The following is a 25,166-nucleotide window of genomic DNA, read 5'->3' as shown; positions in this document are numbered from 1 at the left end:
ATAGGGATTACGGGGCTGCCAAAGCTGCCGCTTCCATCGCGCCGCCGACGAGGACATCATGATCAACGATCCGACGATCGAGAATCCCGACGTCGCCACTCCGTCGCCCCACCGTTCCGGCGAGGAAAGACCCTCACAAGGTCGCCGCCAGCAGCGCGGCCAAGCCTCCGACAGGCCCAAGCGTCGCGATGTGAACGGTTGGGTCATCCTGGACAAAGGCGTCGGAATGACCTCGACCCATGCGGTCGCGGTGGTGAAGCGTGCCTTCAATGCGAAGAAGGCGGGCCATGCCGGAACGCTCGATCCTTTGGCCTCCGGCATCCTGCCTATCGCCCTCGGCGAGGCGACCAAGACCGTCCCCTTCGTCATGGATGGCCGCAAGGCCTACATCTTCACCGTGACCTGGGGCATCGAGACGGATACCGACGATGCGGAAGGCCGTCCGGTTGCGACGAGCGACACACGGCCGGACCGCGCGCTCGTAGAGGCCGCGCTGCCCGCCTTCGTCGGAGCCATTGAGCAGGTGCCACCACGCTACTCGGCGATCAAGATCGCCGGTGAACGTGCCTACGATCTCGCTCGCGACGGCGAAGTGGTGGAGCTCGTGGCGCGTCCGGTCCAGATCGACCATCTCTCCGTGGTGGAACATACCCCCGATCGTACGATCATCGCGGCAGAGTGCGGCAAGGGCACCTATGTGCGCGCCATCGCCCGCGATCTCGGCCGGGTGCTCGGCTGCTACGGGCATGTCTCCGCCTTGCGCCGCACGCGCGTCGGGCCCTTCGCGGAGGCTGAGTCCTGCCTCGTCGCCACCCTCGAAGAGGGCGGACCGGATGGAAACGCCGCACATCTCCGTCCGGTGGAGACTGCGCTCGATGCGGTCGTTTCGGTGGCCGTCTCACGGGACATGGCGTTACGGCTCATGCGGGGCCAACCCGTCCTGCTGCGGGGACAAGATGCCCCAACGGAAGGCAAGGCCTTTGCGACCTGCGGCGGCATCCTCGTGGCCGTAGGCGATGTCGAGCGCGGTGAACTCGTCCCGCACCGCGTTTTCCACCTTGGTGGTACCGCGCGCCAGTCGTGAAATAGGTAGAAGCACTGCTACCGATAGTAGTATCTTATCGAGCGCCGATTGTATCGACGGGCTCAAATTCTTCCGTTTAACTTACGAGTTGTTGACGCTCACATATCCTTATCTCCCGCCGACAGCCGTCGGCGGGAGAGATTTACTTTTCCATTAGAAAGTTCGTTCTACGCGTGGCTCTATGACGAGCCGAAGCGAACATTCTGCAACGATCCTGCTGACGCGCTTCCGCCGGGATACCGACGGTGCGATCGCCATTTTCTTCGGCCTGCTCGCTGTTCCCCTGCTGATGCTGTCGGGATTGGTGATCGATTACGGCGTGAATTCGATGGCCCAACAGGGTCTTCAGGATGCCGCCGATTCAACAGTTATCTCGCTGCTCAAGCTCCCGGTGGCCACGACAACTGCCGAGCTTCAGACCAGGGCCGAGAACCAGATCAGGGCTGCCGCTCCCAGGTTGGTGGACGCCGACACGAAGATCACTGTTGCACGGGTGGAGAATACGATCACCGTTTCGGTCATCGCCAAGAGCCCGACCAGCGTGACCAGGATCGCGGGCTATAATTCCTTCCCTGTCTCAGTCACGGCAGCAGGTATACGCGGGTCGGGCAATCTCGAGATCGCTCTCGTTCTAGACAATACCGGATCGATGAGCGGTTCGAAGATCACCAACTTGAAGGCAGCCGCTAACGACCTTGTCACGAGTCTGTTCAGAGAGGCCGATCCCGCTAAGCCCAACGCCCTAAAAATCGGAATCGTCCCGTTCTCGATGACCGTGAATGTCGGTCCATCGAATGCAACCCAGTCATGGCTCGATAAGGATGCGAAGGCCTCCTATCACTCGAATATCTTTGTCTCCTCGGCGAACCGCCTGACCCTTTTCCGCCAAATGGGGGTCGCTTGGGGCGGGTGCGTCGAGAGCAGGCCAGCGCCCTACGACGTTCAGGATACACCGCCGTCGATCGCCAATCCCAATACCCTGTTCGTGCCCTTCTTCGCACCCGATGAATCCGATAAGGACCGGAACGCCGTCAACGATTACATGAGCGACTACACGACCACATCGGCGGAGTCCGACCATCGGACGCGGCAGGGCCAGATCACGAAATATTCCAGGAATCCCATCTTACAAAAGGGCCGGATCAGCGACACCGTCCCCTATCGCTACGGGCCCAATTCCGGATGCGAGCTCCAGCCCATCACGCGTCTCACCACGTCACAATCTACGCTCACCAACGCGATCAACGCGATGACCATCGTCGGCGACACGAACATCGCTATGGGTCTGGTCTGGGGATGGCATCTGCTGTCGCCGAACGGCCCCTTCGCGGAGGGTGTGCCGTATGACGAAAAGAACACTCGGAAGTTCGTGATCCTGATGACGGACGGACAGAACGCCTCCTCTGTCAGCTCTTCCGCGAATGCATCGATCTATTCTGGCCTCGGCTTCAGCTGGCAGAATCGGATGTGGACCAATGCCAACACGACCGCGACCCGGACGGCGGCCATGAATGCGCGGCTCTCAACTCTTTGCACGAACATAAAGAATGCGGGCATCACCATCTTTACGGTCCGCGTCGAGGTCACTGAAGGGGCCAGCGACATCCTCCGCAACTGTGCGAGCGGCACCGACAAGTTCTACGATGTCCAGAATTCCGCGACGCTGACCGACGCCTTCAGGGCTATTGGGTCGCAGATGAGCGAGATGCGGATTTCGCGATGAGGATCCGCTGGCCGTCACGCCTGCTTTCGCGCTCATTCCGGGATTTTCTAGGCAATCGTCGCGGCGTAACGGCGGTCGAGTTCGGGATCGTCGGCATTCCGTTCTTCATGCTGCTCGGTGCGTTGATCGAAGGCGCCATGTTGATGGTCGCCCAGATCTCGTTCGACAACGCCCTCGATCGGGCGGCGCGGGCCGTCTTCACCGGCACGTTTCAGCAAGGATCCAACAATAGTAGTCCGGCAACCCGGCTTATTCAGGAAATGTGTAGCGGTGCCACGCTGTTCAACTGCAGCACGGACAAGATCAAGATCGAGGTTACTGCCACGGAGAGCAGCAACACCCTCGTGACCTGCTCGCCCTACGATAATGTGAGCCAGTCGATAGCGACGGGCTTCGGAAAGAAGTTCGAGTGTCCCAACGGAGACGACATCGTGACGATCTGCGCGATCGCGGCGATACCTCGCTATTTTCCGACGTCGAAGCTGATGCTGCCGCCTCTCCCCAACAACGAGCAAATGATCCGTTCGATGGTGGTCTTTCGCGCGGAGCCATACGCGCAGGGAAAATGTCAGGCGAATTGATGCGGGCGATCATTCAGTGTCGACGGATGATCACCGACCAGTCGGGCGTTTCCGCCATGGAATTCGCCCTCATCGCCCCCGTGATGATTCTGCTTTTCATGGGTTCGATCGAGTTGCCGCGTGCTTACACGACAGGACAGCATGCCAATCGCGCCGCGCGATCCATGGCGGATCTGATCTCCCGAACGACATTGACCACGACGGAGATAGAGGGCGTCTATAAACTTGGCCGCAACATCATGGCGCCCTACGACGCCAGCGGAGCAAAGATCGTCCTCACGGCGGCAGGCGTCTACCAGCAGAACGACGGATCCCTCATAGCCAAGGTCTGCTCGAGCACGGCGGTCAACGCCCCGAAATATGCAGCTTCCACGATCCTTGGTGCGCCGCCCCCATCGGAAGCTATGAAGAAGGCTCGCTATGTCATCGCAAAGATGACGATCTCCTATAAGCCTATCTTCCCTGTCTTTCCGGCGTTGACCTCCTTCTCGTTCGAGAAAGAAGTCACTTGGCCGGTTCGCGCTACCAACGGGAAGGAGATCATACTCCCCGGTGGCGTGCCCTGCCCCGCAACGTGACAGATCAATCGCAGTCCGTGGCGGCTGCGACGGCCTGCTGTCTCCGAGACGATCAGGACGACGATCAGCGAGCCGGCAGCGCCGTCTCGATTACCCGAGCCCAGAGCGAGGCGCCGTACGGAATGGCGGCATCATTGAAATCATAATGCGGATGGTGGAGGCCTGCGCTGTCACCATTGCCCATGAAGATATAGGCGCCGGGCCGGTGAGCCAGCATGTAGGAGAAATCCTCCGCCGCCATCATCGGCGCGACATCACGCTCCACTCGTTCCTCGCCTACGATGCCCGCCGCCACGTCGGCGATGAAATCCGCTTCGGCTGGGTGGTTCTCGGTCACCGGATATCCGCCGCTGTAATCGACGCGGGCGGTGGCACCGTAGGCGGCGGCGGTGTTCGTCACGATGGCGCCGATGCGCTCCTGCATGGTGGCGCGCACCGTCTTCGAAAGCGCGCGCATGGTGCCCCGCATGGTCACCTGCTGGGGCAGTACGTTGAAGGCATCGCCGGCTTCGAGGGCACAGACCGACACCACGCCACTTTCCAGCGGGTTGATACTACGAGCGACCACCGATTGCAGTGCGATCACGACATGGCTCGCCACGAGAACGCTGTCGATGACGAGATGCGGTTGCGCGGCATGGCCGCCGCGCCCTTCGATCGTGATGGTGAAGCGGTCGGTGGACGCCATGATCGGGCCGGGACGGATCGCGAAACGGCCGAGTTCCAGGCCTGGAATATTATGCAGGCCATAGACGGTCTCGACGCCGAAACGCTCCATCATTCCGTCTCGGACCATAGCTTCGCCGCCGCCGCCGCCCTCTTCCGCAGGCTGGAAGATCATCACTGCGGTCCCGTCGAAATCACGGGTCTCGGCGAGGTACTTGGCGGCGCCGAGAAGCATCGCGGTATGGCCATCGTGGCCACAGGCATGCATCCGCCCCGGCGCGGTGGAACGATAGGCCAGATCCCGCACCTCCTGGATCGGTAGCGCGTCCATGTCCGCGCGCAGGCCGATGGCACGGTTCGAACCGTGCGACCGCCCCCGGATGAGGCCGACGACTCCGGTGCGACCGATGCCGGTGGCAATCTCGTCGCAGCCGAAATCCCGCAGCTTGTCGGCGACGAAGCCGGCGGTGCGATGGACGTCGTATTGCAGCTCCGGATGGGCGTGGAGGTCGTGCCGCCATGCGGTGATCTCATCCGCCAGAGCTGCGATCCGGTCGACGATGGGCATGGTGTCACGTCTCTTCGCGCGTCTTGGCTCGTCTCGGGCAGAGCCTCCCGACCATAGCGCATCCCAGCAAAGGCGAGGCCATTTAGATCGATTTAAAAGGCTGCGGCCGACGGATCATGTGCAGAACGTGGCGCCAGGGGCTAGCGGGAGAGCGGCTTCGTCCGGCGAGGACTTCGTGACTGTGGCGAATGCTCTGCGGCGAGGTCATCGAGAATGGGGCAATCCGGCCGGGAATCACCGCTGCAATGATCCGCAAGCGACGTCAGGGTGCGAGCCATCGCCTCCAACTCGGCGATGCGGCGGCGCAGATCCGTCAGATGGTGCACGGCCAGGGCCTTCACCTGGGCGCTGGCACGTCCGCGATCCTGCCAAAGGGCGAGGAGGCCGGCGAAATCCTCAACGGAAAAGCCGAGATCACGGGATCGGCGCACAAAGCGCAAGGTGTGCAAGTCGTTCTCGGCATAGAGCCGGTAACCGGAGGCCGTCCTGTCTGCCGGTGGCAGGAGGCCGGTCTCCTCATAATACCGGATCATCTTGGCCGAGACGCCCGTGGCCTTCGCCGCCTCGCCGATGGTGACGGAACCGCTCATCCCCGATCTCCGGCATGCCGGAGGCGAAGGGCGTTGGCGAGGACGAATACGCTCGACAGTGCCATGGCGCCCGCGGCCAGAACCGGCGACAGCAGGGGTCCGCCGAAAACGTAAAGCAGGCCCGCCGCCACCGGGATCAGGGCCACATTGTAGGCGAAAGCCCAGAACAGGTTCTGCGCGAGGTTGCGCATCACTGCACGCGAGAGCGCAATGGCGGAGACGATGCCGGATAGAGCACCCGCCATCAGCACCACGTCGGCGCTCTCCACGGCAATGTCCGTACCGGTCCCGATGGCAATGCCGATCTCGGCTTCGGCGAGGGCTGGCGCATCGTTGATACCATCCCCCACGAAAGCCACAGGTCCGAACCGAGCCCGCAAGGCTTGCACGGCTTCGACCTTACCGCCGGGGAGCACCTCAGCGGCGACCTCGGTGATCCCGAGCCTTGCCGCGACGCCGCTGGCAGCTCCCCGCGCATCACCCGTCACCATGGCGACGACCAGACCTTGTGCCTTGAGCGCCGAGACGGCCTCGGCTGCACCTGCCTTGATAGGGTCGGATACGGCGACGAGGGCGGCGATCCGTCCCTCGACAGCGACGTAGAGGGGGCTTTTCCCCGTACCCTCCAGCCGGGATGCAGCTTCCGCCAGATCGGCCACGGAGATGCCGAGCCTGCCCATATGGCGTCGCGCACCAACGATGACTTTCCGCCCGTCGACGCTCCCCTCGACACCGTGGCCGGGTAAAGCCTCGAATCGATCTGGGGGAATGAGAGTCAGGCCCCGCTTCAGAGCCGCATCGACGATGCTGCGCGCGACCGGATGCTCCGAGCGGGATTCGACGGATGCTGCAAGTCCCAGCACTGTATCCGCCTCGAAGCCCGGTGCCACCACGAAGCCGGTGAGTGCGGGCCTACCCTCGGTGAGCGTCCCGGTCTTGTCGAAGGCGACGACCTTGGCGTCGCGGAGAGCCTGCAAGGCGGCACCGTTGCGGAACAGCACGCCCAGTTCTGCCGCACGCCCCGTGCCGACCATGATCGAGGTCGGCGTCGCCAACCCCATGGCGCAGGGGCAGGCAATGATCAGAACGGCGATGGCGTTCACGAGAGCGAAGCCGAGGGCGGGACTCGGTCCGAATGCGAGCCACGCCAGGAACGTCGCCAACGCAGCGCCGAGAACCGCCGGGACGAACCAACCCGTCACCCGGTCGACGAGAGCCTGAATCGGAAGCTTGGTGCCCTGCGCCGCCTGGACCATCGCCACGATCTGCGCCAGCACGGTCCGCGCGCCGATCGTGTCGACGCGCAGATCGAGGCTGCCATTGGTGTTCAGCGTGCCGCCCACCGTGCGGTCGCCTTCGTCCTTCGCCACGGGCACCGGCTCGCCGGTGATCATGCTCTCATCGACGAAGCTCCTACCCGCTACAATCACTCCATCCGCAGCCACACGTTCCCCCGGGCGGACTCGAACGATATCGCCGAGCCGCAAGTCAGCCAGGGGAATGTCGTCCTCGCGACCGTCCCGAACGACTCGGGCCGTGGAGGGCGCCAGGGCGACCAGGCGTGCGATCGCCGCCCCCGTGCGCCCCTTTGCGCGGGCCTCAAGGGCGCGACCGAGGAGAATCAGGGTAACGATGAGAACGGAGGCCTCAAAGTACAGATGCGCCGTTCCCGGCGGCAGAATCTGGGGAGCGAGGACCGAAACCAGGGAGTAGACATAGGCCGCTCCCGCCCCGAGTGCGACGAGGGCGTTCATATCGGGATGGCCGTTCAATAGAGCGGGAATCCCTCGACGGAAAAAGCGCCGCCCCGGCCACGCCAGAACGAGCGTCGCCATAACGGCCTGCACCATTCCGGCTGCATCTCCGAAATGGGCATGGATCGCGTCGCCGAAGCGAGGGAGCAGATGTCCTCCCATGTCGAGGATGACGATGGGCGCCGACAGCATGGCTGAGAGGATGAGATCCCGCCGAAGGCCGGTGGTCTCGCGCTCATGCCGGTTCGCCTGCGCATCCCCTCCCCCGTTCTCGACGCCCGACGCGTCGTAACCGGCAGCGTTAACCGCTTCGACGAGATCCGCGATCGTGACGACGCCGTCAGCATGGCGCATAGTCGCCCGCCCGCTGGCGAGGTTCACGTTGGCCATCGTCACACCGGCGACGGCGTGAAGCGCGCGCTCCACGCGACCGACGCATGAGGCGCAGGACAAGCCACGGACAGACAACTCCGTCACCGCCTCCGGCACCTCGTAACCGGCCTTTCCGATGGCAACCACGGCATGGGCAGGGTCGCCGTGGAGGATGAGGCTGGCCCGTCCGGTGGCGAGATTGACAGAGACGTCCGATACGCCGGGAAGCGCGGCGAGCACCCGCTCGACGCGGCCGACGCAGGACGCGCAGCTCATGCCGGCAACGGGAAGAGTGAGACGACGTCCCTTGCCGGGACGCTGCTTCGGGGGAGCGATCACGTTATCCATGCACGACTATGTGGGGCTTCCCATCGTGGGAAGGTCAAGGCTGCGACGCATGGCTCATCACGTCGCGTGTGCATGGCGTCCGGGGCGTTTCCTTGTCATAGGGAGGCGATGATACAGCCTCTCGACACCTGCATGCGAACCCTGAGCGCGCTGATCACCTCCGACATCCCGGCGGGTGAGGCAGAGGCGAATGCCTGTATCGAGACCTATCTCGCGACGTTTCCCGGCCCGGCGAAGCAGGTGGCTGCTCTCAGCATGCTCGACCGTGCCGTCGACCAGCGCTTGAGCCCCTCGCCTTTCCTTCCCGTGCTGAAGGCCATCATCGAGGCGCAATACCGGCGCCTCGGCACCAGCCGGAACTGAGCGACCCGGATCATCCGGTCGTCGACGCTCCCCCGATCGATGGCTGTTCCGGGAGCAGGGCACGGACGGTCGTGCCCCGGTCGAGTTCGCTCTCGATGACGAGCCTGCCGCTGTGGCGATTGACGATATGCTTGACGATGGCGAGGCCGAGGCCCGTCCCGCCCTTTTGGCGGCTCGATGCGACATCGACCCGGTAGAACCGTTCGGTCAGGCGGGGAATATGCTCGGGCGCGATGCCGGGTCCGTCGTCTTTCACGCTCAGTGCGATCAGTGGTTTTCCGAATGCCGAGCGCAAGGTCCGTTCGAGGCCGACCACGACGTTGCCGCCGCCGTACTTGACCGCATTCTCTACGAGATTCTCGACCACGCGAGTGAGTTCGTCGCGTTCTCCTAGAACCGGATAGGCAGCGTCCGGCGCGTCGAGGATGATGGTCACGCCGCGCTCGCGCGCCAGCGGCCCCTGCATATCCACCATCTGCCGCGCGATCTGACCGAGATCGACGATCTGTGTCGGCGGAACGTGCTCGCGCAGCTCGATACGAGAGAGCGAAAGCAGGTCATCGACGAGGCGCGCCATGCGCTGTGCCTGGGTCTTCATGATGCCCAGGAATTTCTCCCTTGCGGGTGCATCGCCTTTGGCCGGCCCCTGCAGGGTCTCGATAAAACCCAGAAGTGAGGCGAGCGGCGTGCGAAGCTCGTGGCTGGCATTGGCGACGAAATCGACGCGCATCGCCTCGAGGCGACGCGCCGCTGTGAGATCGCGAAGGAACAGGACCACGTTGGGCTGTCCGCCCCCCGGCCCGTCCGGCATGGGCAGCGCGCCGATCTGAACCTCGAAGGCCCGTTCCGTCGGCACACGCGTCGTGTAGAGCGTCTTCAGCGGAGCGCCCGTGCGGAGCACCTCTTCGATCCCGTCCAGTACGTCTGGGGCTCTCAAGGCAAAGGAAAGCGGGTGCTTGACCTTCAATGCCGGCAGAAGCGTACGTGCAGCCGGATTGACTTCGATGACCACGCTACGCCGATCCACGAGGATCACCGGATCGGGGATGTTCGCCAGCAGGGCTTCGGCGATGGAATGCCGCTGGCGAGCGGTTCTCTCCGGGAGAGCGACTGTTCGGGGCCGGCTCAGACTGCCGGCAAGGCCACCGGCGGCGATGGCAGCCGCCCCAAAGGCGATGGTAATGACATCGAGATCACCTTTGAGGGACGTGGCCGAGGTCGTGATCGCGACGGCGATCCCTGCGCCGATCCAGGCCGATCTTCGCGCGCCCCGGGCCATCGCTTAGCGTTCCAGGATTGGAGACATTGCTTAGGACCCATCAGACGCGGAAGGAGACGATTCGCGCATACGCCGGACGATCTCGTAGAATCCGAGCATCGCCAGGGCGACGACGAAGGGAACGAGGTAGTAGCAAACCCGGAACAGCAGCAGCGAGCCGAGGACCTGATCTCGTGGCAGGCTCGACAGGGCGAGGAGGATCGTGGCCTCGAACACGCCGAGCCCGCCCGGCGCGTTCGAGGCGATACCCAACATGGCTGCTAGCACGTAGACGCCGACGAAAGTCGTGAAACCGATGGTCGAACCCGCCGGAAGCAGGACGTAGAGCGTGGCCGCTGCCGCGCAGACATCGCCGATGCCCACCACCATCTGGCTCATGGACACCGTCGCGCCGGGAAGCTCCAGGGACCAGCCTTTCACCCTCACGTGGCGGCGCTTGAGCGAGACCCAGCCGAGATAGCCGAACACCATGAGCAGGGCCGCGAAGCCAACACCCTGGTTGAGGCGTATGCTGGTAAAGGTCAGCGCCGCTAATTGCCCGGCCTCGGCGACGAGACTGAGCCCAAGGACGACGCCCATGCCAAGCCAGAAGGTGAAGCCGGCAATAACCGTTAGCGCCGCGATCTTCGACGCACTCAACCCCTTCTTCGAGTAGATCCAATAGCGGATTGTCCCCGCTGTCAGGAGGGGGAACCCCAGGGTGAAGCTCACGGCGTAGCTGGTAAACGAGGCGAGCGCGGTCGTCCTGTAGGGGACTTTGATCTTGAGTTGGCGGAGTGCGAGAGCGTCGTAGCAGGTGAGGAAGAGATAGCTCACCCCGACGAACAGGAAGGCCAGGCCGAGCTGTTCCCCGGTCGCCGCCGTCAAAGCCGAGTGCAATTCGGCCCAGGTGACCTGCTGAGAGAGCTTCCACAGCACGCCGAGCGACACGGCGAAGATGACGATGCTGGCAGCGGTGCCCAGCCAGGCGTATCGATTCTTGTAGGAGCGCTTGGGCACGGGCGGCGCGCAATCTTCGGCCTCGGACGTCGCCAAGGCGCTGGCCGCGTCGGATTCGGCGCGCCGCTGATGCTCTCCCGCAAAATTCATGTCGTCGGCGTCCGCCTCCGCCGGCCTTCCCGACCAACCTCGACGGCGGCGTGGAACGGGACCGAGCTTTTGCCGGACCGCGGCCCGTGACCCGGCATTTAGGGTCTTTGTGTCCGGAAGGCCAGTCATCTGCCCTCTTGAGTTGGTGACGAAGAGATCCCCCGCAGGATCGCAGCTGCCTCGCTAAGCCCGATAGCGATCCGTTGGGCGACCTCTGGCGACGTGCAAACGTAGGTTGGGCTCGGATGCGGGACGGCGATGAGCGGTATCACCGGCCGCAGGCGCCGGAGCGTTTCACGCGACAGACCAGCAACACGGCCGGCGAGGACAACGACCTCGAGTTCCGGAAGCATCTCGATGAGGGAAGCGAGATAGGTGGTGGCCGTCGCAATCTCGGCTTTCCGTGGAGCACGGTTGACGGCTCCCGGCGCGTGGATGACCCAGGGTACTGCGTTCCAGATGAGGCTCTCGCGCCGAGCGATGCCAGCCTCCGCCATGAAGCGGAACAGGTTGGCGGCGGTCCCGGTAGGGTTGTCACGGGAGACGAAGCCGGTACGGCCGATGCCGGGGCCCGGTGTTTCGAGGAGAAGGAGGAGCCGCGCTTCCGTACCGCCATCGAGCGGATCGGGATCCGGCACCTCCGCCGATCGCTCGATGGCGATCGACCGCGCCAGGCGGCACAGGGGGATGAAGCGGTCAGCCTCCAGCAGTGAGTGGCGGATAGCGACCTGCTGCGGATCGGCTAAGCTCCTGGGCCGGGCCGGTTCAGGAAACGGTAGCATGATCCTCGAACAACACGGCGACTTGCAAGGGAAGCATGCCCGTGAGGCGGAACCGCTCTAACCGTGCCTCGTCTGCGAGCCGGCGCAGCAAACCCTCGACGCCGCCGAACTGGTATCCGAGTTGGGTGGCGTAGGCAGCGCAGGCGAGCGCCTTCTTCTCTTCCGCGCTCGCACAATAGTGAACCGCGTGCTCGGGCAATTTGGCGAAGCGGGCCCCAAACGGCTCCTGCGGCTGCGTATGACGCACCGTGTAGGGGAAATCCCGCCACCACAGGATGGGCGCATCCCCCGCCACGTGACCAATGGCCCGGACTAGCTGGACGTGATCGACATGGCCGCCCACGGATTGAGGGGCGAATATGAGATCGGGCGACACGTCTTTGATAAGTGCGGAGACCGCATCGGCGAGCGCACCGACGATGTCATCGTCATCCCTTGGAGCGGCAAAAAGGTCGGCGGGCGCGCCGTAACCGCGATGGGGGGCCTCGTGGAACGGGACATGCAAAGGAGGAGCGATGCCGAGCGCCTCTGCTGCTCGTCGATCCTCGGCCCGCCGAAGCGACATGTAGTCGACCTCCGGACCTAGACCCTTGTCGGTCTGGCAAGCGAGCGCGAAGCCTTTGGGATCGGGGACGGAGGCGGTGAAGATCGTCGCCATTACGATCGTCCAGCCGGCATCGGCCAGCGTCGCCAGAGTGCCGCCACAGGAGAAGGCGGCGTCATCGAGATGAGGCGAGAGTGCGAGGGCAACGGGCATGGTCAGAGCAGATGCGGTTCTGCGCGGAAGCGGCAGTTCGGATCGTGCGGCAGAACCTCATCGAACGTCGTATGCGGCCGCTGTCCAACTACCTCGGCATAGATGTCCATGATCTGGCGACCGACGGCGGTCCAGGAATAGACGCGGCGGCATTCATCGAGCCCGTCCGCTGCAAGCCGCTGGCGCAAGTTCTTGTCCTCGATGACGCGCTGAAGCGCATCCGCCAGGGAAGCCACGTCGCCGGGCTGTACCAAGAGGCCGTTTTCGCCGTCGCGCAGACAATCGGACACGCCCACCGCATGGGTGGAGACCACGGCGAGCCCCGCCGCCATGGCCTCGAGGATCGTGTTAGAGAAACCCTCCGCATAGGTCGGCGAGACGAAAACATCCGCCTGGCGGTAGAGGTCGGGTACGGTGTCGTAATCGGCGTAGCCGGTGAAGCGGATCTCGGCCTCGGAAAAGTTCAATTCAGCGGCGCGTGCCTTGGAGGAATCCACGTCCGGCCCGATTCCGGAGATCGTCGTCTCGAACGGGACCCCGCGCGCGCGCAACAGACCCAGGGCGGCGATGAAGTCGAGCACGCCTTTCCGGCGATCGACGCGACCATGATAGAACAGTCGCACCGGCCCCGCATGCCCGGGGACACCGGGCGTGAAGCGCGCTGTGTCCACGGCGCCCGGCGCGATGGTGAAGCGGTCCGGGTCGGAACCCAGCCGGTCGCAGACCTCCTCGACGAAGGAGCGGCCACCGATGAGGAGGGCGTTGGCATGGGCCAGCACTTCGCACATGGCGATGCGATGGGTCTCGCAACAGGAGCCGACCCAGTGGCCATCGCCCCCCTGGATCGAGACGACGTTGGGAATTCCGATCCGCTTCGACGCGAGTAGCGTCGCCCAGCCGGTCGGATAGCCGTATTGCGCATGGAGCACGTCGAACGGCCGTTCGCGATGCTCTGACACGATGGTCTCGACCATCGTGTCGATGTCGCGCTCGAAATCGCCGTTCGTCTGCTCGCCCACCTGTTCGAGGCCGATGACGCGTACACCCGGCACGGAAGGTGGTGGCCCACCGCCATAGACGCGAGTGCCGAACGCGTCGCCCCGGTACTGGCTGACCATCGTCACGTCATGGCCGGCGGCCACGAGTTCGCGCAGAAGGTTCTGCGCGTAGACGCTCATGCCGGAAATCGCCGGAAAATAACGGCGACTGACGAAGCAAATCCTCACGCGCTCACCTCGGCTTTGTGGTTGCGGCAGGTCCGCAGGTAATCGAGCGATATCGGCACCATCACATCGGCGCGGTGGCTCTCGCGGGAAAGTTCGACGCAGACGAGGCGCTGGAAGCCGATGCCGTCGAGGGCGTCGAGGACGCTCGGGACGTCCATGTCGCCTTCGCCGAAGGGCAGATGGATATGCTCGCCGCGCGCCATGTCCTCGATGGCCACGGTGCCGATGCGGTCGGCGAATTCCGCTACGGCCAGGGCCGGGTCGCGCTCGCCCGTGACGAGGCAATGGCCGGTATCGAGGGCAAGCCTGAGGCCTTCGATGTTCAGGTCGGCAAAGTCGTCGAGGGTCTCGATCAGCATGCCCGGCTCGGGTTCCAGGCAGGCGACGATACCCTGCTCCGCAGCATAGGCGACGATCTCGGCGATGCCCTCGCCGAGCCAAAGCCGGGCCTCATCACGATCGATGCCGGGTTTGGGCACGCCGGCCCAGAACGAAACCGCTTCGGAATGCAGGATGACGGCGATGTCCACCGCGCGCTTCAGGAAACCGATGCGCCTCGCGCGTCCGGAAGCGTCGCCGCTTACCAAGGTCGGCTCGTGCTTGGCCTTGGGGTCGAGGAGGAAGCGGGCACCCGTCTCGATGACGCTCCCGAGGCCGAGCCTTTGTAGGCGGCTCGACAGGCGCTGGGCCTCCTGGATCCAGTTCTCCGAGAACGGATCGAGATGATGGATGTCGAGGGTGAGCGCCACGCCCTGATAGCCGGCATCGGCGATGAGATCGATGGCGTCGTCCAGGCGATGGTTGGCCGTACCGTTGGTATTGTAGGCGAAGCGCAGACTCATGCGGCGCGTCCCTGCTGCTCGAGACGGAACGGCGCGTGGTGCGATTCCGGCTCGCGATAGAGCGGGTAATGGCGCCCGACGATTTCGTCCGCCATCGCGATGTCGAAAAGCGGCTGGCCGCCGAGACGCTCGATCGCTTCGGGCGTAAGCCGCACGGGCAGCTTCGTTTCGCTGGGCTCGCCGAATGTAATCAGCGGATGATCCCGCTCGATGAGCTTGGCGGTGTTGCGCTCGCCGATGCGGTGATAGCTCATCGTCTCGACCTCCAGCCCCGGCACGATCGCCTTGACCACGCCGACGCCACCGCCCGGCGGCGAGCAGTCGACATAGAGAACGTCGAAACCCGACGCTTCGAGACGTTCGCGGGCGATGCGGCCGCGAGCATGGCCATCCGGTGCCGGGGCGGTCGGCAGATCGGTGAAGGCCTTCGTGCTTCGCTCGCAATAGACACTGTCCTTCAGGACGTCGCGCAGGCCCTCAGGCGGCAGGACGATCCATTCCAGCATTGCCCTAAGAGCACGGCTCTCTTCCAGATCGAGGCTCGGCAGTGCCTTCTGGATGAAAGCCTGGACGTAGCCCGGCGGCGTCACCCGCTCGGCGAAGCTCAGGGGACCATGCCCGAAGGCCTTACGAACGCGGGCCGCCTGGAATTCAAGGAGTGCCTTGCGGAGGGCCCGCTCGCGGTCCGGGTCGCAGGCTTCGCCACAGGCAGAGAGGGCGACGGGGACCGGCGCATCGGCGGGATTCCTGTCGTAGCCGACGACATAGATGTTCGTGAGACCGAACTGGTCGGTGGCGAATTTCGGCAGCGCGCGGATACCGAGATCGTCGAGACGGTCGAGCATTGCCCTGTTCTCGGGACCGATCCCGTCGAGATCGAGCATGACGCCCTGGTCGAGGGCGCGGAACAGCAATCCGTTGCCGTCACGCTGAAGCAGTTCGAGCAGGCCGTGGCCCAGGGCGAAATCGACGTCCGGCCCGGCGCCGAGGCCGTTCGTGATCAGGTTGGTGAAAGGCTTGTAGCCTTCCGACAGCTCGAAATAATCGGTGGCCGCGATGTCGAGGGGCATCAGCACGGTTTCGCCGGTGCGCGGCCGGACGCTCGGCGTCCATTCCAGAACCGTGTCCCGGCCGACCGGGGAACCGGCGGGCAGGCACAGGGTGAGCGGGTCGGCCACCGCCGCGGCGCCGAAGACCTTGGCGAGGTCGTTGTAGGAGCCCCGTTCCTTCTTACGCGGCATCACCGCGAGCGACGGCATCAGATTCTCGGCGATCTCCGCGACCGCACCGATGAGCGCCTCGTCATCGGTGGCGCCGTAGCCGATGCCGCTCGGCATGGCGCCGATAAAGAACGGATCGTCGAGGAACAATGAGACGAACCAGACCGGAATACCCGTCCGGTCGAGAGGGGCCAGAGGGAAGCCGACGATGCGCCCCTTCGGAAGAATATCGAGATAGGCACGCACCGGCTCGGGCAAAGACGCTGGCAGACCCTCGATGATGCGTGGCCCGCCGTAGGTGTAGGGACGGGGGGCCTTGATGCGCGGATCACGCGCCCTGGCGTCCTGGTCGTGTTCGCTCACGTCGATCGTCCCTCAGGTTCAGGTAATTCCAACCGCCGACCTCACCCCGCAGTGCCCCAGCTAAGCTGCGATTTCGAAAGGGCTCCCAGGGCCGAGGGTGATCCTGGGAAAAGTCCTTCGAAGCAGCTTGGCAGCACCTCCAGGATGAGACCGCGTTAGGAAGAAGGGTTGCGTCCCTATCTAGTCCTCGTTGACCCGGCCACTCCGACAGCCGGCATAAGCCCGCGTCAGAAGCCGCATCGTGTGGAGGTCGCGCTCAGCGCTGTATGCGTCGCGCTCGGCGGGTCGGCGCAGGGCAGAGCCGAAGGCACGGACCTGCTCGAGAAAGGGCGAGGCCTCGGCATCGAAGGCGACTGGCTCGGTCTGCCCACTTGCACCATCGGTGATGAAAAGTGTGCCTCCGGCCACCTGTCCCATCGTGTCGACGGCCGTGAGCGCGCCACCGGTGCCAATGACTTCGAGACGGCGACGCGGCAGGGCATCCGGGCAATTATAGGCGACGTGCAGGTTGGCGAGGATGCCGGAGCCGGTGCGGCCGATGAGGAGCGCGCCGTCGTCGACAGCGTAGTCCTGCGCCCTTGCCTGCGTCAGAGCGGCGATATCCTCGATCGACTCATCGAGAAGAAAATCGACGAGATCGATGCCGTGAGGAGCCAGATCCATGAGCGCGCCGCCGCCCGCTTTAAGCGGGTCGATACGCCAATTGTCCTGGCCGGCGAACGAGGTCCAAGCCCGATCGAGCCAGCAGGCATAGACGATGCGGATGGTGGTCACGGCGCCAATGCGCCCGTCGCGGATCGCGGTGCGCATGGCCCGGTGGGCCGGATGATGGCGCTGGTCGAAGGCCGTGCCGTAGAAGATGCCGCCATTTCGCACAGCCGCGACCATGGCCTCTGCATCGGAGAGCGAGGCCGCCATCGGTTTCTCGCACAGCACGGCCTTGCCCGATGCCGCCAAGGCCTCGACCGCCTCACGGTGGAGGTGATTGGGGGTCGCCACATAGACGGCCTCGACCTCCGGTTCGGCCAGTAATCCGGCCAGGTCAGGATGGGCACGCGCGCCTTCTCGCTCGGCAGCGGCGCGCGAAGCTTCTCCGGGATCGGACACGGCCACGAGCCGATGGCCCGCCGCGCGGATGCCCGGAGCCATGTAATCCCGTGCCACCCAGCCGTAGCCGACGATGCCCCATCCGATGGAATCACCCATCACCAGCGCTCCGGCAGGTCGACGAATTCGCGGCGGCGGACGCGATCCTCGTGCGGCGATTGCTCGCCCCCGATCCAGTCGAGGGTCTCCGGGCCTTCCGAGCGAAGCGGATAGGTGACCCTGGGGGCATATTCGGCCTCGTAGCGATCCGAGGGCCATGCGACCACGTAGCCGCCGGAAGGATCGGGCTCATAGAGGGGGTTCAACCGGAGCGACGTCCCTTCATGCGGCCATGTCAGTCCGTCGAGGATGGCGCGGGGTGCAGGCCGCATCCCTGCACCGGCGACCACCGAGAACGCTTCCACATGGCGAAGGTCGGACGGCCGCTGTGGCGAGGGCGCGCGCTTCTCCACGAGGGCACGGGTGAGTTCGTCGTCATCATAGACGAGGGCATCGGGAAACAGGTCCTCGATCTCCTCGGCCGAGACCGCGCGACCGGCCGAGAAGCCGGGCCGCTCGGCATTGTGAATGTGGCTGAGAACGAGCCAACCATCGTCGCCGGCATTGTGGCGAAGGCATTCGAGAATGCCGGGCTTGTCATCGAGGAAGTAGAAAGCGTCGTTGCACACGACGAGATCGACGGGTGCGCCGGGGATCGGCCAGTGCGGCGACGCAGCATCGAAACAGACGAGCTGCGCCTTCTCGCCGACGACCCAGTGCCGGGCGACCCAGAGCTTGGCGAAAACGACATCGGCCCCGGCTACCTTGACGCCGCGCATCTGCATCTCGCGGAGGTAATGGCCAATGCCGCATGCGAATTCGAACGCGCAGACGGGGTCGTTCCAATGCGCTTCGAGTAACGTCAAGCCAGCGAGAAAGGTCGGATCGGTCCAGCGATGCAGGAAATAGTCGCCGACTCTGCCCCAGCCGAGCAACCGCACTGCGTCCCGCAGGCTCGCCCTGTCACGATCTCGCACAAGAGCATGAAGATCGAGGGGATCTGCTGGCGGGCCGGTCCACCAATCGTCTTGATCGGCGAGCAGACCCTCCAGTGCCAGCTCGTGTTTATCCCGATCGAGAAGGTCCAGCGTCGCGCCCAGAAGCTCCAAGCGGCCAATTCGCAGATAGGGAATCCCGTCTATGACTGGCCAGCGCTCACCGGTGACGACGTCGCGGAGGGAATGCGGCGTATCGGCTTTGAGCGCGTTCCCCGTCTCCGGGGAAAGGAGTTCGAACGGGATCATCTGTGATGTCCCGTCATGCGGCGACGAACCATCACGGAATCCGCATGTCCCTGAGGACTCGGTCGTGGAAGCCCTTCACCGGACCGGCATGGACCAGTTCCATCTCCACCAGCACGGTGTCCATGGTCAGCGAGGCGGCCCTAAGGTGCTGTGAAATCTGCAGAACCCGGTCGATGCAATCGGCGGCGTGGAAGGCGCGACCCTCGGCCGTCGCATCGTCGGGCAGGATGGCACGCGCCCGCTCGATGGTCTCGCGCAAGGGGGCGTCCAACTCGTCAAGAGCCCATTGTGTGGTCCGCGCCATGATCGGAGCGAGGTGGTCGCCCAGCAGCATTTCGCCGGTGAAGCCGGCGTCGGGCATTGCCGCGTTGTGGAAGTGGTGGCTCATGGCCGCCAGGAAAACCAGCGTGGGATCAGCCCGGTAAAAGGGGCTGAGGACGACGCCGTAGACCGCCACCATCAGGCAATGTTCGGCATGGTTCTCGGGCGGCTCGAGCAGGATGCGAGGCTTGCCGGGACAGGTCACGCCGGCGCGCGGCTGGTGGCTCAGTGCCGCCACGAAGGCGGGCAAAGGACCGCCATGCAACACCTCGTTCGAGCGCAACGCGACGGCCAGACGCCGCTTTAGTTCGGGGTCGACCGTTGCGGTGACGGCGTCGAGTCCGGACGTCAGAACGTCGCCGATTTCCGCCTCGCCGAGACCGGCGGAGGCGAGAAAAGCGGCATCGAGGTCGCAGAGCCGGGAGGCCGCGAGCGCCTTGGCGGTGATGTCGATGGCGACCGTCTCAGGATCGGCGCCGCCCGTCAGCGCCGACCACCCTTGGGCGAACAGCCGCTCGGCAATGGAGCCGATACGGCCGGCGGAATGCACGCGCTTGAGGTCGTTGAGTTCGACGAACAACTCGCGCAGCGCGAAGGGGGCGGCCATGCCGCCCCCCGTATCGGACGTGATCATTGCTGGCCGCCGAGCCACTCGAGCAGCATGTGCTGCTGCTTGCCGAAATCGTGCTCGGGTCCGTGGCCGTTGGCGACCATGGGCGCCTTGAAGAACGAGGAGAGTTGCTCCTGCGGGCCGCTCTCGCCGCGCTTCTTGGCGAGGTCAAGCACGCGAGCGATCTCGATCACCAGGGGGGCTGCCAGGATGGAATCCTTGCAGAGGAAGTTGACCTTGATCTGCATCCGCTGACCGAGGAAGCCGGTGACGTCGATATTGTCCCAGGCTTCCTTGTCGTCACCGCGCGGACGGTAATAGTGGATGTGGACCAGATGGTCCTCGACCGGATAGCCGAGGATCGAATCCAGCACCGTACCCTTGGTGTTGAGCTTCGACTGGAGCGAATCCTTGTCGTTCAGGGCGAGACCGTCGCGGTTGCCGAGGATGTTGGTGGAGAACCAACCATCCACGTGGAGGGCGCGGGCCTTGAGGGCCGGGGCCAGGACGGTCTTCATCATGGTCTGGCCGGTCTTACCGTCCTTGCCCGCCAACGGCACGCCGTTCTCGCGGGCGAGTTCGAGCAGAGCAGGGATGTCGGCAGCCACGCTCGGGGTGAAGTTGGCGTAGGGCACGCCGCTCTGGATCGCCGCATAGGCGTAGAGCATCGCCGGGCTGATCGCCTCGTCGCTGGTATCGAGACCCTTCTCGAAAGCTTCGCGGGAGTTCAGTGCGGGCGCATCCAGGTTGGGCCAGCGTTCCGTGGAGGCGAGGTTGATCACGACGACTTCGTCGAGATTGCTCTCCAGCCGAAAACGACGAAGGTCGTTCGCGATGACGGAGACCGCCTCGCGGTGATCGGCGGCGACGATGCGGTTGGCACCCTCGATGTTCTTGCAGAACTTGGCGCTGCCGACAGCCGGCCAGGGCTTGATGCCCTTCAGCACCTGGGCGCCGTTCTCGATATCCTGCTTGGTGAGCACACCGTGGCCGGTGGCGGCGGAGGCGAGATCGTCGTCGTTGAGATCCCAGCCGCCGAAGACGAGATCTTTGTAATCGGCCAATCCCGCGACCGAGAGACCCGCGAGGGGCAATCCGTCGAGGCGGTTCGAGCCAGATTTGATCATCTCGATGCCGGCGATGGCGGTGGTGGCGACGGCGCCACCCATACCGACGAAGGCAACGCCGACGCGGCGACCGGTCTGCATGCTCATTGGAAAAAGGCTTCCTTCAATGGGTCCATCGGGGCGTGTCTCGTCGATATTTCGAGATCGCCCTCTGGGACCATCGTAACTGGGCTACGGAGCCTTCGTTCCAACCCCGGCCAGAATGCCTTTTTGACGCGGCCACGCTGAACCGCGCCCGAACGATTACTTAAAATATCGTTAAATCATAGCCTTAACCGTTCCTTAAGCGTGCCACGCTTGAATCACGGAGCTGTCCCATTGTGGTCACAGCTCCCAGCGAGATGTCCGCTCGCTGAACTGATCGAAGCCGCGTCCTAGAACGCCGCGGCACGAACAAGGAACAATGATGGGGCTTTTCCCGGAGCCGGCGCATCGCGCCGACGACGCGTGCCGTCTCGTGCCTAACGAGACCCTGGATCGTGACGAGACGGTGGCTTGGCTGAAGCCCGGCTCCCTTCACGGCAGGAAAAAGGCAAGCACCACGGTATCGGCCAAACTCACCGTCGCGAAGATCGCGATCGGCCTGCTGCTCGGCTCAGGTTTGCCGCAGAGCGCACTGGCGCCGGCAGCGACCGCCCATGACCGCATCGACATCCGCGCCTACGTCGCCAACGATTTCGCGGCGGCCACAATCGACAAACCCACGGATTGGGATGGGGTTCCCCTCCTCGACCAGGAACCTGCGACGGCCAGCCTGATCGAGAACGACCTCGCCTCGCTTCCCCAGAGCCGCGAGAGCGACGGCCGGGACGTGCTTCGGTTCGGCGACATGAATGTGCCGCGTGACATCGTCGAGACGATCCTGAAGGCGTCGTCCGAGACCGGGGTCGATCCGGTCTACATGATGGCGCTGGCCGACAAGGAATCGAGCTTCTCGACCACCGTAAAGGCCTCGACCTCTTCGGCCGAGGGTCTGTTCCAGTTCCTCTCCGCCACCTGGCTCGAACTGGTGCGGACCTATGGCGCCCGCTACGGCTATGAGACCGAGGCCAACGCCATCACCGGCCGCGGCAGCGCCATCACGATCCAGGACGAGGCCACCCGCACCCGCGTGCTGCGCCTTCGGCAGGACCCCTATGTGGCGGCCCTGATGGCCGGCGAGCTGATCAAGCGCGACCGCGCCCGTATCGAGCAGCGCATCGGCCGCGAACTGAAGACCTCCGAACTCTATCTCGCCCATTTCCTCGGGACGTCGAGCGCCGGCAAGTTCCTGACGCTGAGCGACGACAACCCGGACCTCGTGGCCAAGCAGGCTTTCCGCGCCGCCGCCCGCGCCAACCGCAGCCTCTTCACCGCGAAGGCCGGCAAGCACCGCCGCAGCCTCACCGTCGCGGAAGTCCGCGAGCGCCTCGGCGACATGATCGACCGCCGGCTCGACCAGTATGAAGGCGTCACCGCCCTGGTCGGCACCCAGGACGCCACCCCGGAGACGAACAGCGATCCGAGCCAGGCCTCGGCCCTCCTCGATGCGAGCCTGCGCGTTTCTGCCCCGACCGGGCGGATGCAGGTGACCGAGGCCTTGCCGAGAGAATAAAGCTACGGCCGAGATTCGTCGCTCGGGCGGCTAACCGGGCCGCTGAATCGGAGTGATGCCGCTGGGGGTCCGAACGCAGGCCAGCGCGGTAGGCCATGACATTCATGAACACACCTCCGTCATTCCGGGGCCGCGCGGCGGAGCCCGGAATCCAGAGCCGCTACACGTGCTCGACATAGCAGCGTCGGCGGTTCTGGATTGCATGCCTCTGGCGCGGCCCTCCGGGTCCGGGCTCGCCTGTGGCGACCCGGAATGACGGCGAGGGACAAACCTCAGAGAGCTCTGGCGAGCACGTCTCTGCATTTTGCCCGAGTTCGGAGCCCTGGCGACGCCGCTTCCGGCATGGCGTCCAAGGTTCTTTCCGGTCTAGAACCGCCAAGCCAGCGCCGACGGTAAGCCGACGGGACCTGTGCTCCTGGATGACCACCGGCGGCCGATGACAGATCAAGAACCGGAACGGCCGAAGACCGGCGAAACGCCGGATGCCCGAACCGCCGCCCGCGAAGCCGGACAAGCGGCCCGTGTCCTGTTCAGGTATCTCGGCTTCCTTCTCGTCACGGCCTTACGCGGCCTCGCACGCGGCCTGCTTTCGACGGGGCGCGCTGCGGGCCGAACGCTCGGCACCCTCGGTGCGAAGCTCACCGCAGGCGCCGCCTCCGCGCGAACGAGCGGCACGGACACTCCGCCTGCGGCAGGGAGCGCTCCGGCGGCGCAGACGCCACAATCGGGCTGGCGCGGCCGTCTGCGGCAACGGCCCTACCTCGCCGCCGGCCTCGCGGCCCTCGCCCTCCCCGTCGTCTTCGTCGCTTGCCTCGTCCTCTACAGTTTCGCGACCCTGCCCCCGCTCGGCGGGGTGGTGCCGGAAGGCGGCCAGCGCGCCCTCACGGTGGAGGCGGATGACGGAAGGGTCTTCGCCACGCGCGGTGCCTTCCAGGGCCAGAAGCTGACGGCGGCCGACATGCCGGCCCATCTCGCCCAGGCCGTGGTCGCCATCGAGGACCGGCGCTTCTACTCGCATTGGGGAGTCGATCCGCGCGGGCTGGTGCGGGCGCTCTGGCGCAACACCGTGAGCGGCGGGGTGCGCGAGGGCGCGTCCACCATCACGCAGCAATATGTCCGGCTCACCTCCCTCACCCAGGAGAAGACGCTGCGCCGGAAGATCCAGGAAGCGTTCCTGGCCCTGCGCGTCGAGAGCACGATGTCGAAGGAGGACATCCTCCTCGGCTATCTCAACACCGCCTATTTCGGGGCCGGCGCCTATGGCATCGACGCCGCGTCGCGGCGCTATTTCGGCAAGGGCGCGAAGGCGTTGACGCTTCCCGAGGCGGCGATGCTGGCGGGCCTCGTCCGCGCACCGTCGCAACTGGCGCCGACGCGCAATTTCGGCGGCGCCAAGGAGCGCGCCGACATCGTGCTGCAGACCATGGTCGAGACCGGCGCGATCACCGCCGCCGAGGCCGACAAGGCGCGCGCCGAGACGATCACCCTGCGGACACCGCCCGAGACTCCGCCGGGCACCAATTACTTCCTCGACATGGTGTCGGCGGACGCCAAGCGTCTGTCGGACACGGCCGGCGACGTCACGCTGCGCACCACCCTGAACCTCGATCTGCAGAGCCTGGCGGAGGGCGTCGTCGCCCGGCGGCTCGATGCGGAAGGGGCCAAGAAGAAGGCGAGCCAGGGCGCCATGGTCGTCCTGAACAAGGAGGGCGCGATCCTCGCCATGGTGGGCGGGCGCGACTACGAGGACAGCCAGTTCAACCGGGCGACCCAGGCCAAGCGCCAGGCCGGCTCGCTGTTCAAGCTGTTCGTCTACCTCACCGCCTATGAGAAAGGCCTTTCGCCGGAGACGGTGCTGGTGGACCGGCCGATCCAGATCGGCGATTGGGAGCCGCAGAACGCGAGCGGCCGTTTCCGGGGCGCGGTCCCCCTCCGCACCGCCTTCGCGCAATCGATCAACACCATCGCCGCGCAGCTCGCCGACGAGATCGGCATGGCCTCCGTGATCGAGACCGCACGCAAGCTCGGCGTCACCTCCGATCTTCCCAACGTCCCGAGCCTCGCTCTCGGCTCGGCCGAAGTCTCCCTGCTGGAGATGACACGTGCCTATGCCGGTGTGCTGGCGAGCGCCCAGCCCCTCGACACCTACGGCGTCCATGCCATTCGCGGACCCGGCCCAGACCCGCTCTACCTGCGCCCCGAAACCAAACCGACGACGCCCCTGCCGGGCGAGAGCCGCGCGATGATGCTGGATTCGCTCCAGGCCGTGGTGGATAGTGGAACCGGACGGGCCGCGCGGATCACCAATCTCGCGGTGGGCGGCAAGACCGGGACGACGCAGGATTACCGCGATGCCTGGTTCGTCGGGGTGACGCCGGACCTCGTCGTCGGCGTCTGGGTGGGCAACGACGACAACACCTCGATGAACAAGGTCGGCGGCGGTGACCTGCCGGCGGCGATCTTCAAGGATTTCACCCAGCGCGCCACCGTCCAGATGGCGTCGCGGCGCAAGCGCCCCTCCACCGCCCGCGCCGAGCCGACCCCCGCCGCCAAGGAAACCACCGCCGCCGGGGCGTTGCGCGGCGTGCCGGAGGTGATCGATACCGGAACCCTGTCGTTCCGCGGCCGGACGGTGCGCCTCCTCGGCGTCGATGGCGAACGCGGTGCCCTGGCACGCCAGCTCGCCCGCTATCTGCGCCGGCGCGAAGTCGTCTGCGAGCCGGCGGCCAACGGCGCGGTCGACGAGGCCCAGCCTGCGGGCCTGCGCTGCCAGATCGACGGCGACGACCTCGCATCGTTGATCCTCACGGCCGGCGGTGCCCGCGCGTCGGAGGATGCCCCATCGGACCTTCTGGCCGCCGAGGAGCAGGCTCGCTCCGAGCGCGCCGGCCTGTGGCGGCGCGAGCGCTGATACCTGCGGCCCGCCGGCTTTTCCCGTC

The 25,166-nt window shown here is 65.2% G+C and carries 21 protein-coding genes; 7 read left to right on the top strand and 14 right to left on the bottom strand.

Features of this window, described 5'->3' with window-relative positions:
• Positions 1-58 precede the first annotated feature (58 nt).
• From truB to ACYQR9_RS09735, 4 genes are all read left to right on the top strand, one after another.
• Entirely contained in the window at positions 59-1,084 is a 1,026-nt protein-coding gene (gene truB / locus ACYQR9_RS09750; protein ID WP_461229448.1) for a tRNA pseudouridine(55) synthase TruB, read from the top strand.
• A gap of 181 nt (positions 1,085-1,265) precedes the next feature.
• Positions 1,266-2,807 carry a TadE/TadG family type IV pilus assembly protein gene (locus ACYQR9_RS09745; protein WP_461229447.1) on the top strand — a complete coding sequence of 514 codons (1,542 nt, stop codon included), beginning with the start codon at positions 1,266-1,268 and terminating at the stop codon, positions 2,805-2,807.
• Positions 2,804-3,388 (top strand): TadE/TadG family type IV pilus assembly protein, encoded by a 585-nt coding sequence (locus ACYQR9_RS09740; protein ID WP_461229446.1) that lies wholly within the window; start codon positions 2,804-2,806, stop codon positions 3,386-3,388. Before ACYQR9_RS09745 ends, ACYQR9_RS09740 begins: the two co-directional genes overlap by 4 nt.
• Positions 3,388-3,966 carry a TadE/TadG family type IV pilus assembly protein gene (locus tag ACYQR9_RS09735; protein ID WP_461229445.1) on the top strand — a complete coding sequence of 193 codons (579 nt, stop codon included), beginning with the start codon at positions 3,388-3,390 and terminating at the stop codon, positions 3,964-3,966. Before ACYQR9_RS09740 ends, ACYQR9_RS09735 begins: the two co-directional genes overlap by 1 nt.
• Before the next feature lie 64 nt (positions 3,967-4,030).
• Here ACYQR9_RS09735 and ACYQR9_RS09730 read toward each other — a convergent pair whose 3' ends face one another.
• The 3 genes from ACYQR9_RS09730 to ACYQR9_RS09720 all read right to left on the bottom strand — a co-directional run bounded on the left by ACYQR9_RS09730 (position 4,031) and on the right by ACYQR9_RS09720 (position 8,264).
• Positions 4,031-5,200, bottom strand: a complete 1,170-nt coding sequence (locus ACYQR9_RS09730; RefSeq protein WP_461229444.1) for a M20 aminoacylase family protein — start codon at positions 5,198-5,200, stop codon at positions 4,031-4,033.
• A 140-nt stretch (positions 5,201-5,340) separates the two neighbouring features.
• A complete protein-coding gene (gene cueR, locus ACYQR9_RS09725) occupies positions 5,341-5,790 on the bottom strand; it encodes a Cu(I)-responsive transcriptional regulator (RefSeq protein ID WP_461229443.1) in 450 nt (149 codons plus the stop codon).
• Complete coding sequence (locus ACYQR9_RS09720) at positions 5,787-8,264, bottom strand: heavy metal translocating P-type ATPase (protein ID WP_461229442.1); 2,478 nt, start codon at positions 8,262-8,264, stop codon at positions 5,787-5,789. Before ACYQR9_RS09720 ends, cueR begins: the two co-directional genes overlap by 4 nt.
• A 108-nt stretch (positions 8,265-8,372) precedes the next feature.
• Here ACYQR9_RS09720 and ACYQR9_RS09715 point away from each other — a divergent pair, with 108 nt between their 5' ends.
• Complete coding sequence (locus ACYQR9_RS09715; protein ID WP_056431317.1) at positions 8,373-8,627, top strand: hypothetical protein; 255 nt, start codon at positions 8,373-8,375, stop codon at positions 8,625-8,627.
• A gap of 10 nt (positions 8,628-8,637) precedes the next feature.
• Here the strand turns inward: ACYQR9_RS09715 and ACYQR9_RS09710 are convergent, their stop codons facing one another.
• From ACYQR9_RS09710 to ACYQR9_RS09660, 11 genes are all read right to left on the bottom strand, one after another.
• On the bottom strand, positions 8,638-9,906 hold the full coding sequence (locus ACYQR9_RS09710) for an ATP-binding protein (RefSeq protein WP_461229441.1): 1,269 nt from the start codon (positions 9,904-9,906) through the stop codon (positions 8,638-8,640).
• A 30-nt stretch (positions 9,907-9,936) separates the two neighbouring features.
• Positions 9,937-10,995 (bottom strand): lysylphosphatidylglycerol synthase domain-containing protein, encoded by a 1,059-nt coding sequence (locus ACYQR9_RS09705; RefSeq protein WP_461229440.1) that lies wholly within the window; start codon positions 10,993-10,995, stop codon positions 9,937-9,939.
• 125 nt (positions 10,996-11,120) lie between these two features.
• A complete protein-coding gene (locus tag ACYQR9_RS09700) occupies positions 11,121-11,777 on the bottom strand; it encodes a uracil-DNA glycosylase (RefSeq protein WP_461229439.1) in 657 nt (218 codons plus the stop codon).
• On the bottom strand, positions 11,761-12,534 hold the full coding sequence (locus ACYQR9_RS09695) for a PIG-L deacetylase family protein (protein ID WP_461229438.1): 774 nt from the start codon (positions 12,532-12,534) through the stop codon (positions 11,761-11,763). Before ACYQR9_RS09695 ends, ACYQR9_RS09700 begins: the two co-directional genes overlap by 17 nt.
• A gap of 2 nt (positions 12,535-12,536) precedes the next feature.
• On the bottom strand, positions 12,537-13,760 hold the full coding sequence (locus tag ACYQR9_RS09690) for a glycosyltransferase family 4 protein (RefSeq protein ID WP_461229437.1): 1,224 nt from the start codon (positions 13,758-13,760) through the stop codon (positions 12,537-12,539).
• The gene (locus tag ACYQR9_RS09685; protein WP_461229436.1) at positions 13,757-14,602 is read right to left on the bottom strand and encodes a sugar phosphate isomerase/epimerase family protein; all 846 of its coding nucleotides are present in this window, start codon (positions 14,600-14,602) and stop codon (positions 13,757-13,759) included. The genes ACYQR9_RS09690 and ACYQR9_RS09685 overlap by 4 nt, the downstream gene beginning before the upstream one ends.
• Positions 14,599-16,185 carry a YcaO-like family protein gene (locus tag ACYQR9_RS09680; RefSeq protein ID WP_461229435.1) on the bottom strand — a complete coding sequence of 529 codons (1,587 nt, stop codon included), beginning with the start codon at positions 16,183-16,185 and terminating at the stop codon, positions 14,599-14,601. Before ACYQR9_RS09680 ends, ACYQR9_RS09685 begins: the two co-directional genes overlap by 4 nt.
• 180 nt (positions 16,186-16,365) lie before the next feature.
• Positions 16,366-17,391: a Gfo/Idh/MocA family protein gene (locus tag ACYQR9_RS09675; protein ID WP_461229434.1), complete on the bottom strand. Its 1,026-nt coding sequence runs from the start codon at positions 17,389-17,391 to the stop codon at positions 16,366-16,368.
• The gene (locus ACYQR9_RS09670; RefSeq protein ID WP_461229433.1) at positions 17,391-18,575 is read right to left on the bottom strand and encodes a class I SAM-dependent methyltransferase; all 1,185 of its coding nucleotides are present in this window, start codon (positions 18,573-18,575) and stop codon (positions 17,391-17,393) included. Before ACYQR9_RS09670 ends, ACYQR9_RS09675 begins: the two co-directional genes overlap by 1 nt.
• A 31-nt stretch (positions 18,576-18,606) precedes the next feature.
• Positions 18,607-19,503 carry a hypothetical protein gene (locus tag ACYQR9_RS09665; protein WP_461229766.1) on the bottom strand — a complete coding sequence of 299 codons (897 nt, stop codon included), beginning with the start codon at positions 19,501-19,503 and terminating at the stop codon, positions 18,607-18,609.
• Between the two features lie 23 nt (positions 19,504-19,526).
• Entirely contained in the window at positions 19,527-20,720 is a 1,194-nt protein-coding gene (locus tag ACYQR9_RS09660; protein WP_461220798.1) for an inositol-3-phosphate synthase, read from the bottom strand.
• Between the two features lie 316 nt (positions 20,721-21,036).
• Here ACYQR9_RS09660 and ACYQR9_RS09655 point away from each other — a divergent pair, with 316 nt between their 5' ends.
• Positions 21,037-22,227: a transglycosylase SLT domain-containing protein gene (locus tag ACYQR9_RS09655; protein ID WP_461229432.1), complete on the top strand. Its 1,191-nt coding sequence runs from the start codon at positions 21,037-21,039 to the stop codon at positions 22,225-22,227.
• Positions 22,228-22,663: 436 nt separating this feature from the next.
• The gene (locus ACYQR9_RS09650) at positions 22,664-25,138 is read left to right on the top strand and encodes a PBP1A family penicillin-binding protein (protein WP_461229431.1); all 2,475 of its coding nucleotides are present in this window, start codon (positions 22,664-22,666) and stop codon (positions 25,136-25,138) included.
• Positions 25,139-25,166: the final 28 nt, after the last annotated feature.

The organism is Methylobacterium sp. CM6241 (genome assembly GCF_054817845.1).
The sequence above is the reverse complement of the archived record's forward strand: the minus strand, read 5'-3'. Positions and strand labels throughout refer to the sequence as shown.